This is a genomic window from Kitasatospora sp. NPDC032150, assembly GCF_055579945.1.
In genome coordinates this window covers 182,459-198,000 of the sequence record NZ_JBVIMH010000009.1, presented here as the reverse complement: position 1 = coordinate 198,000, position 15,542 = coordinate 182,459, and the positions used below count along the sequence as shown (strand labels likewise).

Here is a 15,542-nt window from a genome sequence, read left to right as displayed (position 1 = left end):
TCACCGGTCCACGCCTCCCATCACCGGGTCGATCCCGGCCACCGCGACGATCACGTCGGCCACCTGGCCGCCCTCGCACATCGCCGCCATCGACTGCAGGTTGGTGAACGAGGGGTCGCGGAAGTGGACGCGGTACGGCCGCGTGCCGCCGTCGCTGACCACGTGCACCCCGAGCTCGCCCTTGGGCGACTCCACCGCCGCGTACGCCTGCCCGACCGGGACCCTGAAGCCCTCCGTCACCAGCTTGAAGTGGTGGATCAGGGCCTCCATCGAGGTGCCCATGATCTTGCGGATGTGGTCGAGCGAGTTGCCCAGGCCATCGGGCCCGAGGGCGAGTTGGGCGGGCCAGGCGATCTTCTTGTCGGCGACCATCACCGGCCCGGGCCGCAGCCGGTCCAGGCACTGCTCGACGATCCGCAGCGACTGCCTCATCTCCTCCAGGCGGATCAGGAACCGCCCGTAGGAGTCGGCGCTCTCCGCGACGGCGACCTCGAAGTCGTAGTTCTCGTACCCGCAGTAGGGGTCGGACTTGCGCAGGTCGTGCGGCAGGCCGGTGGCGCGCAGGATCGGTCCTGTGGCGCCGAGGGCGAGGCAGCCGGGCAGGTCGAGGAAGCCGACGTCCACCAGGCGGGCCTTGAACACCGGGTTGTCGGTGGCGAGTTTGTCGTACTCGTGCATCCGCGAGCGCAGCAGCCGGACGGCCTCGCGGATCTGGTCGACGGCCCCGGGCGGCAGGTCCTGGGCCACCCCGCCGGGACGGACGTACGCGTGGTTCATCCGCAGGCCGGTGACCAACTCGAAGACGTCCAGGACGACTTCGCGGTCCCGGAAGCCGTAGATCATCAGCGTGGTGGAGCCGATCTCCATGCCGCCGGTGGCCAGGCAGACCAGGTGCGAGGAGATCCGGTTGAGCTCCATCATCAACACCCGGATGACGTCGGCCCGTTCGGGGACGTCGGCGGTGATGCCGAGCAGCTTCTCCACCGCCAGGCAGTACGCGGTCTCGTTGAACAGCGGAGTCAGGTAGTCCATCCGGGTCACGAAGGTGGTGCCCTGGACCCAGTTGCGGAACTCCATGTTCTTCTCGATGCCGGTGTGCAGGTAGCCGATGCCGCAGCGGGCCTCCTTCACCGTCTCGCCGTCGATCTCCAGGATCAGCCGCAACACCCCGTGGGTGGACGGGTGCTGCGGACCCATGTTGACGATGACGCGCTCGTCGTCGGCCCGGGCGACGGCCTCGACCACCTCGCCCCAGTCGCCACCGGTTACGGTGAACACCCGGCCCTCGGTGGTCTCGCGTTCGCCGGCCTGCCGGTACTCGGCCGCGTTCTCGAAGTCAGTGGGCATCAGCTGTACGACCTCCGCTGGTCGGGCGCCGGGATCTGGGCGCCCTTGTACTCGACGGGGATGCCGCCGAGCGGGTAGTCCTTGCGCTGCGGGTGACCCAGCCAGTCGTCCGGCATCATGATCCGGGTCAGCGCCGGGTGGCCCTCGAAGACCAGCCCGAAGAAGTCGTACGCCTCGCGCTCGTGCCAGTCGTTGGTCGGGTAGACGCTCACCACGGACGGGATCCGCGGGTCGGCGTCCGGCGCGCTGACCTCCAGCCGCAGCAGGCGGCCGTGGGTGATCGAGCGCAGGTGGTACACCGCGTGCAGCTCGCGCCCGGTGTCGTGCGGGTAGTGCACCCCGCTCACGCCGAGGCAGAGTTCGTAGCGCAGCGCCGGGTCGTCGCGCAGGATCCGGACCGCCTTCAGCAGGTGCTCGCGGGCGATGTGGAAGGTGAGTTCGGCCCGGTCCACGACGGTCTTCTCGATCACCTCCGCCACGTCCAGGCCCTGCTCCTCCAGCGCGCCCTCGAACTCGTCGGCCACCTCGTCGAAACCGTGGCCGTAGGGGCGGCTACTCGCGGGGGGCAGCGCGATCGGGGCATTGAGCCCACCGAAGCCGGAGGTGTCGCCGGTGCCCTTGGCGCCGAACATGCCCTGGCGCCGGCCGATCACCTCGACCGGGAGTTCGGTACGGGTGGCGGGGACGGTGCCGCCGTTCGCACCGTTGCCGCCGTTCGCACCGTTGCTGCTGTTCGCAGCGTTGCCGCCGCTCGCGCCGCCGTTCACGTTCTTCGCGCCGCCGCTGCCGTTGATGTCGCTCATCGCGGCAGCCCCCGCATCTCGCTGATCGGGGTGGCGTGCAGGGCGAGCTCCTCGGCCTGCTCCTCGGCGCGGCGCCGGTTCACCCCGAGCTTCTCGTGCTGGATCTTGTCGTGCAGCTTGAGGATCGCGTCCATCAGCATTTCCGGGCGCGGCGGACAGCCCGGCAGGTAGATGTCCACGGGGACGATGTGGTCGACACCCTGGACGATCGCGTAGTTGTTGAACATCCCGCCCGAGGAGGCGCAGACGCCCATCGAGATGACCCACTTCGGGTTGGCCATCTGGTCGTACACCTGGCGCAGCACCGGGGCCATCTTCTGGCTCACCCGGCCCGCCACGATCATCAGGTCGGCCTGCCGGGGCGAACCGCGGAAGACCTCCATGCCGAACCGGGCCAGGTCGTAGCGGCCGGCCCCGGTGGTCATCATCTCGATCGCGCAGCAGGCCAGTCCGAAGGTGGCCGGGAAGAGCGAGGCTTTGCGCACCCACCCCGCCGCGGTCTCCACGGTGGTGAGCAGAAAGCCGCTCGGCAGCTTCTCCTCGATACCCATCAGATCCCTCTCTGTCCTCTCAAGTCCGGTGACTTGTCCCCCCGTTCACAAACCGGGTTCGCTCAGTCCCACTCCAGACCGCCGCGCCGCCAGACGTAGGCGTACGCGACAAAGACGGTGGCGATGAACAGGAGCATCTCGACCAGCCCGAAGATCCCCAGGGCGTCGAAGCTGACCGCCCACGGATAGAGGAAGACGATCTCGATGTCGAAGACGATGAAGAGCATCGCCGTCAGGTAGTACTTGATCGGGAACCGACCGCCGCCCACCGGCTGCGGGGTCGGCTCGATGCCGCACTCGTACGCGTCCAACTTGGCCCGGTTGTAGCGCTTGGGGCCGGTGAGTGAGGCCATCACTACGGAACCGACCGCGAACGCCGCCGCGATGGCACCGAGTACGAGGATCGGCGCGTAGGCATTCATAGCCCCCGCTCCCTCCGTCCAGTCGTCCTTGACTGCAGATCGGAACCGACGGGTCACACTGCGGTGAACCCGCGATCCGGTTCCCGAGATCCACCTCATGTGAGGCAGTTCACAAAGCCCGGATCGAGCGCATCCTATGCCCGTCAGCTTGTGATCTGCGACACGCAGTCCCTGACGATCTTTGTGATCTACGCCACCTGACAAACGATCGCCAAGGCGATCAAGCCACGATTCATCAACGCAACGAAGGCAAATGGGCACATTCCGTCGCATTCTCCTGTGAAGCGACTGGTCAGAGGCATCTGCCTATATCAATGATGATGCGCCCGGCGCAAATTTCACGGCTTCATGTTGACGTGATAGTGGCCCTCACCCTCCAGAGTGGACCACCCCGAACACCCGCTTGACCTTTCGTTCACAAAGTCACGAGAGGCGGGGTGCCCGCACGTCCGCAGGGGTGTTCGTGCGTGCGTCCTGTGCTCGCTCAGCCGTCCCGACGGGTGTCCTGCCGTGCGCCGCTCCCGGTGTCCCAGGCCCAGGCCGCGATGCCGACCCGGTTGCGGACGCCGAGCTTGCGCTGCACGGCGGCCAGGTGGTTCTTCACCGTGCCCGGTGAGATGAACAGTTCGGCGGCGATCTCGGCGTTGGTCGCACCGTTGGCCACGAGCCGGGCGATCTCCGCCTCGCGCGGGGTGAGGGACTCGCGCGGTGGCGCTGCCTCCGGGGCGGCGGACGGAGGGGCCAGCTGCCGCAGCAGCCGTACCGTGATCTGCGGACTGAGCAACGCGTCCCCGGCCACCGCCGCCCGCACCGCCTCCGCCAGCAGCGCCGGACTGGACCGCTTCAGCAGGAATCCCGCGGCACCGCTGCGCAGCGCGGCGTGCACGTACTCGTCCAGGTCGAAGGTGGTCACCACCACCACCCGGAACTCCCCCGCCAGCCGCCTGGTCAGCTCAAGGCCGTCCAGTCGCGGCATCCGGACGTCCGCGAGCACCACGTCCGGCCGCAGGCGGTGGGCCAGCTCGACCGCGGCCGCGCCGTCGGCGGCGTCCGCGACCACCTCGATGTCGGGCTGCGCCTCCAGGATGATCCGGTAGGCGCTGCGGATCGCCTCGTCGTCGTCCGCGAGCAGCACTCTGATCGCCGCCACCGTCACCGCACCTCACCGTCGGCCGCTGCCGAAATCCTTGGGGCCGGCGCGCTCTTCGGGGCCGGCGCGCCAGCCGGGATCAGTGCACTCACCCGCCAGCCGTTGCCGCCGTGCCTGCCGGCGGTCAGGCTGCCACCCAACGCCTCGCAGCGCTCGGCCAGTTGGGCGAGACCATGACCGCCGCCGCGCCTGGCCGTCCGCTCACCGACGCTGCCGTCGCTGGTCACCCGCACCTCCAGCCGCTCCCCGGCGTGCCGGACCTCCACCTCGACCGAACGCGCCCGGGGCGCGTGCCGCCGGACGTTGGTCAGCGCCTCCACCACGACCCGGTACGCGGTCGCGGCGGCCTCCCGTCCGACCGGCTCGGCGGGCAGCTCCAGCGACACCTCGATGGGGCCGACGGCGGCGAACCGCTCCACCAGTTCGGGGAGTTCGGCCAGACCCGGCTGCGGAGCACGTGCGGCCGCCACACCCTCCTCCTTGGTGCGCAGCAGATGGACCGTACGGTCGAGCGAGGTCAGCGCCTGCTGCCCGGACTGCTCGATCCGCCGGAAGACCTCCGCCGCCCGCTGGGGATCGACCGTCGCCACGATCGCACCGGCCTGCGCCAGCGCGACCATCGCGCTCACGTCATGGGCCACGAAGTCGTGCAGGTCATGGGCGAGTTCAAGCCGCTGCGTACGGCGCGCGGTGGCCACCTCGCGCCGCCGGTGCTCGTCCAGCGCTCCCAGGTACAGCCCCACCAGCGCGGCGAGCAGCACACTGCCCGCCCAGAACACCAGCAACCCGGCCAGCTCCAGCGGACTCTGCGGCCGCATGAAGCGCAGCGGCCAGCCGACCGCCGCCGCACCGACCAGCGCGACCGGGAACCAGTCCCGGCCCGCCCGGAGCGTCACGGTCACCAGGCCCAGCAGCGCCAGCAGTTCGACCACGGCGGCCACACCGACCAGCCGGTAGCTCTCCGGGTACGGGCCGACGGCCCAGCCGAGCACGGTCAGCGCGAGCGATGCCGAACCGGCCACCACGGCCACCGCCGCGGGCCGTGGACGTCCGGACCGGCCGGCCATCACCACCCCCGGCACCAGCACCACCGCCGCCACCACCGACAGCACGGCACCGGCCGTCCGCCACCCCGTCTCCCCGTTCATACCGCCCAGCCTAGGCAGTTCACGGTGATCGCGCCTGTGCCGAAGGGCACATGACGCCTCTTTAGCTCAGCCCGATCAGCATCTGCCGTAGCGGCCCGTCCGCGACCGAGGCTGAAGCCATCGAGCCCTGACGAGAGGACGCGCCGCCATGACCACCACCATGACCACCACCCTGCCCACCGCTCCGGTGCCCGCCGCCCCAGTGCCCGCCGCACTGCCCGCACCCGCCTGGGCCGTACGCACCGCCAAGCTCGCCGCCCTCACCGCCCTCCCCTCGGGCCTCTGGCGGCTCGCCCTCGGCGCCGGCATCCCGGTCGGCTTCAGCGGCGCGCTGGAACGCCAGATGGCCGGCCACATGCCCGGCTGGGGAACGGTCTACGTGATCGTCCTGAGCGCCGTCGCCGAGACCCTGGCCTTCCTGACCATGGGCCTGGTCCGCCCCTGGGGGCAGCTCGCCCCCACCTGGCTCCCCCTGATCGGCGGCCGCCGGATCCACCCCCTGGCCGCCATCGTTCCCGCCTCCCTAGGCGCCCTCGCCGTCACCCTGATCACCTGGGACGCCGCCTTCTTCGGCTGGTACGGCCCCGGCGCCATGGGCAACCCCGACGCCCCACACGGCCTCGCCGGCCACATCATGACCGCCTGCTACGCCCCTCTCCTCGCCTGGGGACCCCTCCTCGCCGTGGTCACCGTTGACTACTACCGGCGCAGTCGGCGGGCGTGAACAGCTGCTGGCGCCCGGTTCGGCGTATCGGTGGTCTGGCCGGTTGCGCGCGAAAGCTGGCGCACGCGAACAGGGGCTTGCCAGGACAAAGAACAGGACGCCACCAGCAGTAGCGCGGCTGAGCCACGCTCTCATGGGCCCCGGAGTCACTCATGGCGACGACTGCAACGGGGCTTGGAGCCCAACCGTGCTTGGCCAGCCACGGCCGAGCAGGCACACAGACGCCATGCGCTGAGGTGTGGGCGGCTCTCCCTCGTATTCGTCACCCTGACGCAAATTCGTCGGAACAAGCCAGCCGGACAGCTTCGGTCTGACATGCTGAAGGTCCATCGAGAGGGGCCGCAGCGATGCAGTGGAAGATCCACGGGGAACGTCCGATCTACGAAAACCCATGGGTGAACCTGTGGTTGGTCGATGTCGAGCAGCCCGACGGGCACCGCTGGGAGCACCACGTTCTCAAGCTGCGACACCTGGCGGTCGCGGCGGTGGTGAACGACCAGAAGCAGGTGCTGATGATGTGGCGGCACCGCTTCATCACGGACTCGTGGGCCTGGGAGCTGCCCATGGGCTTGATCGAGGCGGACGAGACCCCGGCCGAGGCCGCGGCCCGCGAAGCGCTTGAGGAGACCGGCTGGAAGGTCGGGAAGGTCAAGCCGCTGATCTACGCTCAGCCGGCGAACGGCATCACCGACTCCGAGCACTTCGTCTTCCGGGCCGATGCTGTCGAGTACGTCGGACCGCCGAGCGAGCGGAACGAGTCGGACCGAATCGAGTGGATTCCGCTGTCCGAACTGCGAGGCATGATCGACCGCCGCGAGATAGTCAGCAGCGGCTCGCTGGTCGGCGTGCTGTACCTGCTGCTTGATGAGGCCGGCCTGTAGTCAGAGGCTCATGCCACGGATGCGCGCCGACAACTCGGCTGCTGACCGGGTGGTGCGGTAGGGCGTCAGCAGTCGGCGGAACTCGTGGAGGTGTGCAAGCACTCGCGGGGACGCCACTTCGGTTGCGAGGTCGAGAGCCCTTCCGGCCGTGGCGCACGCTAAATCGACCTCGCAGCGCTGGAGTTGGGTGCGGGCCAGCCAGAAGGAGTGGAACGCCCGGCCACGTAGGTTCGCTGTCACCTCGCTACGTAGGGCCTCCTTGATGAGCGGTTCGGCTGCCGCCGCATCGCCGAGCTGACCGAGTGCGATGCCGGTATCGACGGTGAGCTTCGTGCGGTCGAAGTACTGGACCCATACCGGGTCGTCCTCTGCGGGGTCGATGCGTTCGAAGTGGTGGTGTGCGTCCTCGATGGCTTGGTGGGTGGCATCCCGGTCGTGCGCGCTGGCATGGCCGAAGGCTTCCCGCATAAACAGCATCGCCATCAGCCTCGGCGTCCCGCCGTCAAGCCGCGCGCTGTCCTGGGCGGCCCTCGCCAGGATGATCGCGTCACGGGCCTTGTCCTCATACGTGGCCTGGAGGCTGAGGCAGGACAGCACGTTGGCGATGAACGGGCGGTCGTCGATCTCACGCGCCAGACGCAGAGCCTCGGTGAAGTAGCCGCGAGCTGTGCTGTATTGCCGGCCATCGAAGTGCGTCCACCCGGTGAGACGTGCGAGTTCGGCCGCGATGCCGTGAAGGCTGCGTTGGTAGTTGGGATCCGCCGTGTCACGCAGGATGCCCATCACATAGCGAAGTTGACCCATGACGGCCGGGCGGAGGACTTCACCGCCGTGCTCGTCGTCGCGTCGCCAGTAGTCCTCGATGGAGGCTTGGAGCGATCGGAGGACCGTCGGAGTGACCCTCGTGCCGGCCGCTATGGCGAGGATGTCATCCAGCTCTCGGTTCGGCAGCACCGAGTCCCCTGCTGAGGCGTCCTGGTGGTTCACCGTCTTGATCACGGGTTGGGCAGGAGCCTGCGGCCGTTCCCATTCCCGGCGAGCAAGCCCGACCATGTGGCCGGGGATACGGAGACCGTCGGCGATGCGCTCGATGACCGCCATGTTGCTGATCTTCCGAGTGCCCGCGATGACTTCACCAACCCGGCTGGGGGTCAGCTCACAGACTCGGGCAATGCGGGATGGGTGGAAACCGCCACGCCTGGCCATCCGGAAGATCACGGTGAAGTCCCGCGACTTGCATGCGGCGATCATCTCGGGATCAGCCAGTAGCCGGCCCGGCAGCCCGGGTGGCGGTGTGGATTCGGTCATGTCCGGCACCCCCACACCGGAAAGATCATCACTCGGTGTCACGTGGCGTAACTGACCGCGAGTTTACCCATGGTGGGTAATCACCTGGCCCTTATTTCGGAACTGCCTGCCCGGCAATCCTGGGAGTCCCCCGGGGAGCCCGGAGGAACCCGATCGAGACGGAGGGCGGTCCGTGCTGATGAGCCCGACGAACGCCACCCCGCTGCCAATGCCGCAGACGTGGGAGGTCGAGCCAGAGCTGGCCGCTGTCCCGGCAGCGCGCCGCCTGATCAAGCGGACTGTGCAGCACTGGAACGTCCCGTTGTCCGATGACGCATTGCGGGACGTCGAGCTCTGTGCCAGCGAGGTCCTCACCAATGCCATCGAGCACACCGGTGCCCGCTTCAGGGTCACCGTCGGGTGGACCGGCGAGCGCCTGCGCGTTGAGGTCGCGGACAAGAGCCTCCGCACGCCGGACCCCGGTGCCGCTGAGGACACGGTCACGGGCGGACGTGGTCTCGTCCTGGTCGAAGGGCTCGCCCACTCGTGGGGCTGGTACCCCGAGGGCTTGGGCAAGGTCGTCTGGTTCGAATGTGCGGCAGATCAGCTCGTGACCGGGGACAGACGGCTCGCCGTCCTCGTCAACACCGCACAGGCCAGAGCCGCCCACCTGCCGGAATCGGCCTGACTATCTCTCAGTCTCCACCCGGCCCCCTGGGGAATCACGGGCCGGGTGGACCACGGCGCCGGTCGCCATGTCCCCTTGGCCGGCTGGCGCCACCCAGTCTTCCCGCCGGAACCCCGGCGGGATTTCCCAAGCAGAAGGGAAGAAGCACCATGGTGCATGTCACCCCGGCGGCTCCGGCCGCTGAGGGCGGTCTCCTGGTCGCCGCGCGGAGGATCGCCGCTGCCCGGGCCCGTACCGAGCAGCCGTCCGACGTCAGTGGCGGCCGTTCCGACGGCAACGACTGATCCGGACGCCCACGATGCATGATGCCGCTTCGTGGGCGGCGCGTCTGGGCGGGGACTCGTTCCTCGCCCAGACGTTCAACCGCTCCTACGCTGTCTTCCCCGGTGAGGCCGTCGACGTTGCCGACCTGCTGTCCTGGGACGACCTGAACACCATCCTCGCCACCCAGCGACTGGAGCCCCCGCGGCTCCGCCTGTCGCTCGACGGCGAGCCCCTTCCTCTTCACCGCTACTCGCTGCCGGTGCCCACTCGTCGGGCCGTGACCTGGCACCGCCTCCAACCTGCCGAGCTGCACGCCCGATTGGCCGAAGGAGCCTCTCTCGTCCTGGACTCGATCGAGAGCGTCCACCCGCCGATCGGGACCGCCTCCGAAGCCCTGGAGCGGTTCCTTGGCACTCCGGTGCAGGTCAACGCCTACGCCTCGTGGACCGAGCGGGAAGGCTTCGGGACACATTGGGACGACCACGACGTGGTGGTGGTCCAGGTGTACGGCGCCAAGCGCTGGCGGCTGTACGGCCCCACCCGGATCGCTCCGACCTTCCGAGACGTCGAAGCCCCGGACCAACCAGAGGGCGACCCGCTCGCCGACCTGGTCCTGACCGCCGGAGACGTGCTCTACCTGCCACGAGGCTGGTGGCACGCGGTCAGCGCGGACCAGGGAACGGCGTCCCTGCACCTGACCTTCGGCCTCGTCACCCACACCGGAGCGGACCTGCTCAACTGGGTAGTGGACCAACTGCGTTCCCGCCTCGCGTTGCGGCTGGATGTGCCGCGCTTCGCCTCGCCCCGCGAGCAAGCCGCGTACGTCAATGAGCTGCGCAAGGAGATACTGGCCGAGCTGTCCGATCCCGAACTGGTCAGCTGCTGGGCGGAGTCGGGCGACACCACGCACTACGGCCGTGCGGTCACCTCCCTGCCGTACGTCGACGGCCTTCCGGCGCGGCCGGAGATCGCGGTCCGGCTCACTGCGCCTCGCGCCAGGATGACGGAGAACGGGCCGGACGGCACCGTGACCCTCGCTGCGGCGGGGACCGCGTGGGACTTCGCCGGCCAGGCGGCTCCGCTGCTCCGGGTCCTGCTGACCGGACGACCGGCCACGCTCGGATCGCTGGCCGCGACGGCCGACTTGGAGGTGAAGGACGTGGCATCGCTGCTGTCCGTCCTGATCGAGGGCCAGGCTGCCTCTGTGGTGGGGACGGCACTGTGACCGCCGCTCTCGCCTTGGGAACGTACCGTGTGCGCGTCGTCAGCCAGGCGGTGCGCACCGCCCTCGCCGCTGGGGCGGCCTGGGTGGACACCGCCCCCAACTACGCTCACGGTTTCGCGCACCAGGAATTGGCGCCCGTGCTGGCTGATCACACGGACGTCAGCGTGAGCACGAAGACGGGCTTCCACACGGCCGCACAGGGTCATGCCGCCGTCGCGGCGAACGTGCTCGCCCCGGAATTCGCCCGGGTCGGCCACAGCCTCGATCCGGCGTTCGTCCGCTGGCAGACCGAACAGTCCCTGAGCGTTCTTGGTCGCGCCAACCTGGTGTTCGTCCACAACCCTGAGCGAGCCGAATCCAACCATGATCGCGCCCAACTGCACGGTCAGCTACGGGCAGCGTTCGCCGCCCTGGAGGAGTTCGTCAATGCCGGCAGGATCGGGGGCTACGGCGTTGCCACCTGGTCAGGCCTGAACTCGGGCGCGTTCACGGTGGCGGAGCTCCTCGGCCTCGCCCAAGAAGCCGCCGGATCGACAGGCCACCACTTCAGTGGGTTGCAGCTGCCGGTGAGCCTGGTCATATCCGACCCCATCGCCCTGGCACTCGGCGGCGGCGGACCGCTCGTGGAAGCGCAGGACTCGGGAGTCACCACCTTCGCGTCCGCTCCGCTGCACGGCGGAGAGCTGCCCGGGTTGATGACACCCGAACTGGTGGACCTCATCCGCCCCGGGTTGTCCGCTCCGGCCGCTGCACTGCTGGCCGTGGCCTCGTGCCCTGGCCTGGATGTGGTGTTGCTGTCCGCGAGCACCGCGAATCACTGGGACGATGCGGCAAAGGCCGTGGTCATCCCGTTGGAGGGCGACCGACTCAGGAGCGTGATCGATGCACTCGCCACCAGATGAGGCGACCCGACTCCGCATGGAGTCCGCCCACGCCACCGCGGCGACCCTCCTCGGGCTGAGGTGCACCGGGAACCCGGTGTGGGGGTTCCTCGGCTGCACGATCAGCCGCCGGGCCGGTGACCTCTGGTTGCGCGTGGCCTCCACCGCCGTGATGAACACGGGCCGGAAGCAAGGCGAAGGCATCGTCGGGGCGTCGGTCCTGGTCCCCGATGAGGTGCCGCGTCCCAAGCTGCACGACGTCATGGACTGGGTCGAGGACCCATTCGCCTACAAGGCGGAGGTCACCGACTACGTCGCGCATCCTGTCATCTCGCCCGACCGGCCGGACCTGGCCCGTGACCCCGGCCTCCCGGAGGAGTGGTGGCACAGCCTTCACCAGGCCCTTGATCACCTGGGCCAGGCCGAAGGTGTCCGGACCACCGTGCGGTCCGGCTGGATCGACAAGGCGTTCCCGCAGTTCCTCGGCATCCCCGCACCCGAGAACATCGAGCGCGTGACCGGCCATGGTGACCTGCACTGGGGCAACCTCACCGCGCCCCTCACCATCCTGGACTGGGAACGCTGGGGCCTGGTCCCGGTGGGCTACGACCCCGGCCTCCTCCACGCCAACAGCCTGCTCGTCCCGGACACCGCCGCCCGCATCCGCGCCGAGTTCGCCCCCGTGCTCGACACACCCGCCGGCCGCATCGGCGAACTCGCCGCCCTGGCCGAGATGCTGCAAGCCGTCGCGCGCGCCTGGTACCCGGAGCTGGCTCCCCTCCTCGCGGGCCGTGCCGCTGAGCTCACCGGCGTTCAACCGCCGGTCGCCGAGAACTCGGAGATCACGGCGGCGATCTTGTGGTGATCGTACTCACCGAGACGGCCTGCGCTCAGCCCGCACTCACGAACCCTCCGGAGCTGCCCAAGTGACGAGCAACACCGCACAGCAGGACGCCGCAGTCTCCGACCGGACGATCCTCGCGAACAGCGCGTATGCCGACGGACGCCACCTGGCCGCACGCCAGTCGATCTACCGCTGGCAACGACCTCAGTACGACCCGCCCGGGATCGTCGTCGAGGAGCTGACCGGCACCAGCGGTACCGTCCTCGATGTCGGCTGCGGCAACGGCAAGTTCGTCAGCCGTCTGCACAAGGACCGCCCGGATCTCCAGGTCATCGGGATGGACATCTCTGCGGGCATCCTCACCGGCGTCGAGAAGCCGGTCCTGGTGGCTGACGCACAAGCCCTCCCCTTCGCCGACGACAGCGCCGACGCCGTGCTGGCCCTACACATGCTGTACCACGTCAGCGACATCGAGGCCGCGATCAACGAGCTGTCCCGCGTCCTCTGGCCAGGCGGTGTGCTCGTCGCTTCTACCAACAGCGAAGCCGACAAACAGGAGCTGGACCGGCTCTGGTCCACGGCTGCGGGCGACGTCCTCGGAATTCCCGAGGGACCGGCCCGCGTCTCACTCAGCTCGCGCTTCTCCCTGGAGAGGGCCCGCAGCTACCTCGGGACGGCGTTCACGGGCATCCGGGTACGGGAGCTGCCCGGCACCATCGAAGTCACCGACCCGGCACCGATCGTCGCCCACCTCGCCTCCTACGAGGCGTGGGCCGAGCAGAGCGGCGTCCCGTTCCAGGAGACCGTCAGCCGGGCAGCCGAGATTGCTGCCGCCCACATCGCGGCTGAAGGCTCGTTCCGGATCACGTGCCTGGGCGGCATTGTTGTGTGCCGTCTCTGAGGTCGGCCTGGGCCGGAGCTTCAAGAGGACAAAGCTCAGCACCTGCGCACGCGGCGACGTGCTTCGATGAAATAGACGCGAAGCGCTCTGCCTGAGCTCAAGGCACGGTTGCCCCGTGCTCCATCAGTGCGGTCAGCCTCAGCCCAGGCCCGTGGTTGCGGTGTCCGCCCGGCCGGCCGGACACCGCAACCACGCGCGTCAGGCCGGCGAGGTGACCGCGCTGCCGAGGTGCCGGGCGAAGAACCGGACCGCGCTGTCCGCCTCGAAACGGGGCAGCTCCTTGTGCTTGCCCGAGTTCACGTGCAGGGACTTCTCCTTCGAGGCGAAGGCGTCGAACAGCGCAAGACCCTCTTCCCGCGAGATGTGCTCGTCGTCCCACTGCAGGTCGAACTCGATCGGGATGGTGATCTGCTTCGCCTTCTCGGCCAGGACGTGGGGCCAGTGCTGGCCGAAGACCGCGGCCGCGATCCTGGGCTCGGCCGCCACGAACGGCACGCCGATCGCGGTGCCCATGTTGATGCCCCAGTAGCCGACCGACCCGTCGGCGCCGATCTCCGGAAGCTCCTGGAGGGCGTCCAGGAGCGCGCGGTACTCGGGAACGGCGAGATCCGCCAGGTGGGCGTTGTAGCGGACGACGATCGGGCCTTCCGGCTCGCCGGCCGCCCGCGCCGCGAACAGCGCGGCGATCTCCTGCTCGTCGTGCTCCGTGCGCGGCCGGTCGCCGTGACCTGGCGCGTCGATCACGGCGACGTGGAAGCCGCAGCCGGCCACCAGGAGGCGAGCGCGGCCGGACATCGCGGGGTGCTTCTTGTGGTTGCCGCCGCCATGACCCATCAGGACCAGGGGCGCACGGTCCGCACCGGATTCGGGGGACCAGAGGACACCGGGGACGCCGTTGACGGTGAAGTCGCGCTCGGCGATACCGTTGGAGGTCGATTCGGTGGTGAAGTGCAAAGTGTTCATGGCGTGTTGCCTTTCAGGAGTGCCTGTTTCGAGGCGCTCCCCGGCGACACTTACGCAGATCGCCCGACCGTGGCGGCAAGAGGGAGCACCCATACGAGTGCTGCGTTCATGGGTCTCACCTCCTTGGACTTGATCACGGCCGACGGAAAGCTATCAGAACGATCATCAACCCGACCAGCCCCTTTCCCGTGACTCGTGATCAGTACTCCGAACAGGACCCAGGAGGGATGCTGCGCCTGACAGTTGCCGGGGCTTTGACGGGGGAAGCCCGGCGCCTGGACGCGCGGCGACGCGCTCAACGAGCCACCGGCACATGGACATCCACCACCCAGAAGTGATCAGCAGGCGATCCCCCAGGTACGTGATCAGTTCGCCAAACGAAGCTTTCATACTCTCCGCATGCGATGTGCTACGTTCCGCGACGACAGCAGAACGTAGACGACCCCGGCGGTGCGCCAACACCCCGGGGCCCGGCACCAGGACGGACCTCCCGATGCGTATCCATCGTACCGAACACGCCTGTAAGTTCACGGTGTTGCCGAACGGCCTGTTGCAGGACCGTCGGCTCAGCTTCACCGCCCGCGGCCTGCTCGCCGATCTCCTCTCCCGCCCCGACGGCCGGCGCGAGGACGGTCGGCAGATGGCCGACACCAGCCCCCAGGGACGCGGGGCGATCCGCAAGGCACTCCGTGAGCTGACCGAGGCCGGGTACTACCGGGTCGACAAGGTCCGGATGGCCGACGGCACCGTCCGCTCGGAGGCCAGGGTCTTCGACACCCCGCAGCTCGCGCCACCGGGTGTCCCCCGTCCGGCCTCCGGTGAAGCGGTAACCGGCCGACGTGGCAGCCCTCTTGTAAAGAACCGGTACCAAGAACCCTCCCTCCCCGCCGCCGGGGCCGACCGGGCGTCGGCACACCCCGAGGCGACCGACGGCCCCGACGGGCGGGCGGCAGTCCAGCAGCCTTCGACAGCACGGGACGAACAACTCCGCGAAGCGGTGGCGACGTTGTACCGGGTGATCCGTCCGGATCGGCGCCTGCGCCTGGGCGAAGCCGAGGCCCGGGAGCTCGCGCCGCTGGTCGCCCAGTGGCTGGAGCGCGGCAGTACCGCAGCCGACCTGGCCCGAGCCCTGCTGCCGGGTCTGCCCGCGATCCTGCACTCCCCCGCAGGAGTGCTCCGCAGTCGCCTGCAACGCAAGATGCCACCCGCACCCATCCCCGAGCAGCCCCCGCCGCACCGGCACGCCGAATGCGCCAAGTGCCACGATCCCGTCCCGCAGCCGGGCATCTGCCGGGCCTGCGCGGGCCTGGGCACGCGAGCGGTCGCGGTCGGCGGCGGAGCCCTGTTCGCCGCCGCCGGGGCCGCGCGCGTCCGGGCGGCGATGCAGGCGGCCAGAACCACCCTGGACTCCGGCCTTGGGGAATGTCGCTCCAGCGGTTACCGGTGAGAGCGATCGCGGTGGG

General features: G+C 69.3%; 17 protein-coding genes. 9 read left to right on the top strand and 8 right to left on the bottom strand.

Annotation, left to right across the window (positions count from 1 at the left end):
* The 6 genes from ACZ5ON_RS13930 to ACZ5ON_RS13905 all read right to left on the bottom strand — a co-directional run bounded on the left by ACZ5ON_RS13930 (position 1) and on the right by ACZ5ON_RS13905 (position 5,421).
* Positions 1-1,347: an NADH-quinone oxidoreductase subunit D gene (locus ACZ5ON_RS13930; protein ID WP_465590597.1), complete on the bottom strand. Its 1,347-nt coding sequence runs from the start codon at positions 1,345-1,347 to the stop codon at positions 1-3.
* Complete coding sequence (locus ACZ5ON_RS13925; RefSeq protein WP_465590594.1) at positions 1,347-2,150, bottom strand: NADH-quinone oxidoreductase subunit C; 804 nt, start codon at positions 2,148-2,150, stop codon at positions 1,347-1,349. The genes ACZ5ON_RS13930 and ACZ5ON_RS13925 overlap by 1 nt, the downstream gene beginning before the upstream one ends.
* The gene (locus ACZ5ON_RS13920) at positions 2,147-2,701 is read right to left on the bottom strand and encodes a NuoB/complex I 20 kDa subunit family protein (RefSeq protein ID WP_465590591.1); all 555 of its coding nucleotides are present in this window, start codon (positions 2,699-2,701) and stop codon (positions 2,147-2,149) included. The genes ACZ5ON_RS13925 and ACZ5ON_RS13920 overlap by 4 nt, the downstream gene beginning before the upstream one ends.
* 62 nt (positions 2,702-2,763) lie before the next feature.
* Positions 2,764-3,123, bottom strand: a complete 360-nt coding sequence (locus ACZ5ON_RS13915; protein WP_344640726.1) for an NADH-quinone oxidoreductase subunit A — start codon at positions 3,121-3,123, stop codon at positions 2,764-2,766.
* A 484-nt stretch (positions 3,124-3,607) separates the two neighbouring features.
* On the bottom strand, positions 3,608-4,279 hold the full coding sequence (locus tag ACZ5ON_RS13910; protein ID WP_465590586.1) for a response regulator: 672 nt from the start codon (positions 4,277-4,279) through the stop codon (positions 3,608-3,610).
* Positions 4,276-5,421: a sensor histidine kinase gene (locus ACZ5ON_RS13905; protein WP_465590583.1), complete on the bottom strand. Its 1,146-nt coding sequence runs from the start codon at positions 5,419-5,421 to the stop codon at positions 4,276-4,278. The genes ACZ5ON_RS13910 and ACZ5ON_RS13905 overlap by 4 nt, the downstream gene beginning before the upstream one ends.
* Positions 5,422-5,569: 148 nt before the next feature.
* Here ACZ5ON_RS13905 and ACZ5ON_RS13900 point away from each other — a divergent pair, with 148 nt between their 5' ends.
* Complete coding sequence (locus ACZ5ON_RS13900) at positions 5,570-6,145, top strand: hypothetical protein (RefSeq protein ID WP_465590580.1); 576 nt, start codon at positions 5,570-5,572, stop codon at positions 6,143-6,145.
* Between the two features lie 347 nt (positions 6,146-6,492).
* Entirely contained in the window at positions 6,493-7,026 is a 534-nt protein-coding gene (locus tag ACZ5ON_RS13895) for an NUDIX domain-containing protein (protein WP_465590577.1), read from the top strand.
* Here the strand turns inward: ACZ5ON_RS13895 and ACZ5ON_RS13890 are convergent, their stop codons facing one another.
* The gene (locus ACZ5ON_RS13890; RefSeq protein ID WP_465590574.1) at positions 7,027-8,334 is read right to left on the bottom strand and encodes a hypothetical protein; all 1,308 of its coding nucleotides are present in this window, start codon (positions 8,332-8,334) and stop codon (positions 7,027-7,029) included.
* Between the two features lie 178 nt (positions 8,335-8,512).
* Between ACZ5ON_RS13890 and ACZ5ON_RS13885 the strand changes: the two genes are divergently transcribed.
* From ACZ5ON_RS13885 to ACZ5ON_RS13860, 6 genes are all read left to right on the top strand, one after another.
* Positions 8,513-9,001, top strand: a complete 489-nt coding sequence (locus ACZ5ON_RS13885) for an ATP-binding protein (RefSeq protein WP_465590700.1) — start codon at positions 8,513-8,515, stop codon at positions 8,999-9,001.
* A gap of 149 nt (positions 9,002-9,150) precedes the next feature.
* Positions 9,151-9,285 carry a hypothetical protein gene (locus ACZ5ON_RS13880; protein WP_465590571.1) on the top strand — a complete coding sequence of 45 codons (135 nt, stop codon included), beginning with the start codon at positions 9,151-9,153 and terminating at the stop codon, positions 9,283-9,285.
* A gap of 14 nt (positions 9,286-9,299) precedes the next feature.
* Positions 9,300-10,490: a JmjC domain-containing protein gene (locus ACZ5ON_RS13875; RefSeq protein WP_465590568.1), complete on the top strand. Its 1,191-nt coding sequence runs from the start codon at positions 9,300-9,302 to the stop codon at positions 10,488-10,490.
* Between the two features lie 29 nt (positions 10,491-10,519).
* Positions 10,520-11,392 carry an aldo/keto reductase gene (locus ACZ5ON_RS13870; protein ID WP_465590565.1) on the top strand — a complete coding sequence of 291 codons (873 nt, stop codon included), beginning with the start codon at positions 10,520-10,522 and terminating at the stop codon, positions 11,390-11,392.
* A gap of 16 nt (positions 11,393-11,408) precedes the next feature.
* The gene (locus ACZ5ON_RS13865) at positions 11,409-12,236 is read left to right on the top strand and encodes a hypothetical protein (protein ID WP_465590562.1); all 828 of its coding nucleotides are present in this window, start codon (positions 11,409-11,411) and stop codon (positions 12,234-12,236) included.
* Between the two features lie 61 nt (positions 12,237-12,297).
* A complete protein-coding gene (locus ACZ5ON_RS13860; protein WP_465590559.1) occupies positions 12,298-13,116 on the top strand; it encodes a class I SAM-dependent methyltransferase in 819 nt (272 codons plus the stop codon).
* A gap of 198 nt (positions 13,117-13,314) precedes the next feature.
* Here ACZ5ON_RS13860 and ACZ5ON_RS13855 read toward each other — a convergent pair whose 3' ends face one another.
* Positions 13,315-14,079: an alpha/beta hydrolase family protein gene (locus tag ACZ5ON_RS13855; RefSeq protein WP_465590556.1), complete on the bottom strand. Its 765-nt coding sequence runs from the start codon at positions 14,077-14,079 to the stop codon at positions 13,315-13,317.
* A 493-nt stretch (positions 14,080-14,572) separates the two neighbouring features.
* On the opposite strand from ACZ5ON_RS13855, the gene ACZ5ON_RS13850 reads away from it, so the two are divergent.
* On the top strand, positions 14,573-15,526 hold the full coding sequence (locus ACZ5ON_RS13850) for a hypothetical protein (RefSeq protein ID WP_465590553.1): 954 nt from the start codon (positions 14,573-14,575) through the stop codon (positions 15,524-15,526).
* Positions 15,527-15,542 lie beyond the last annotated feature (16 nt).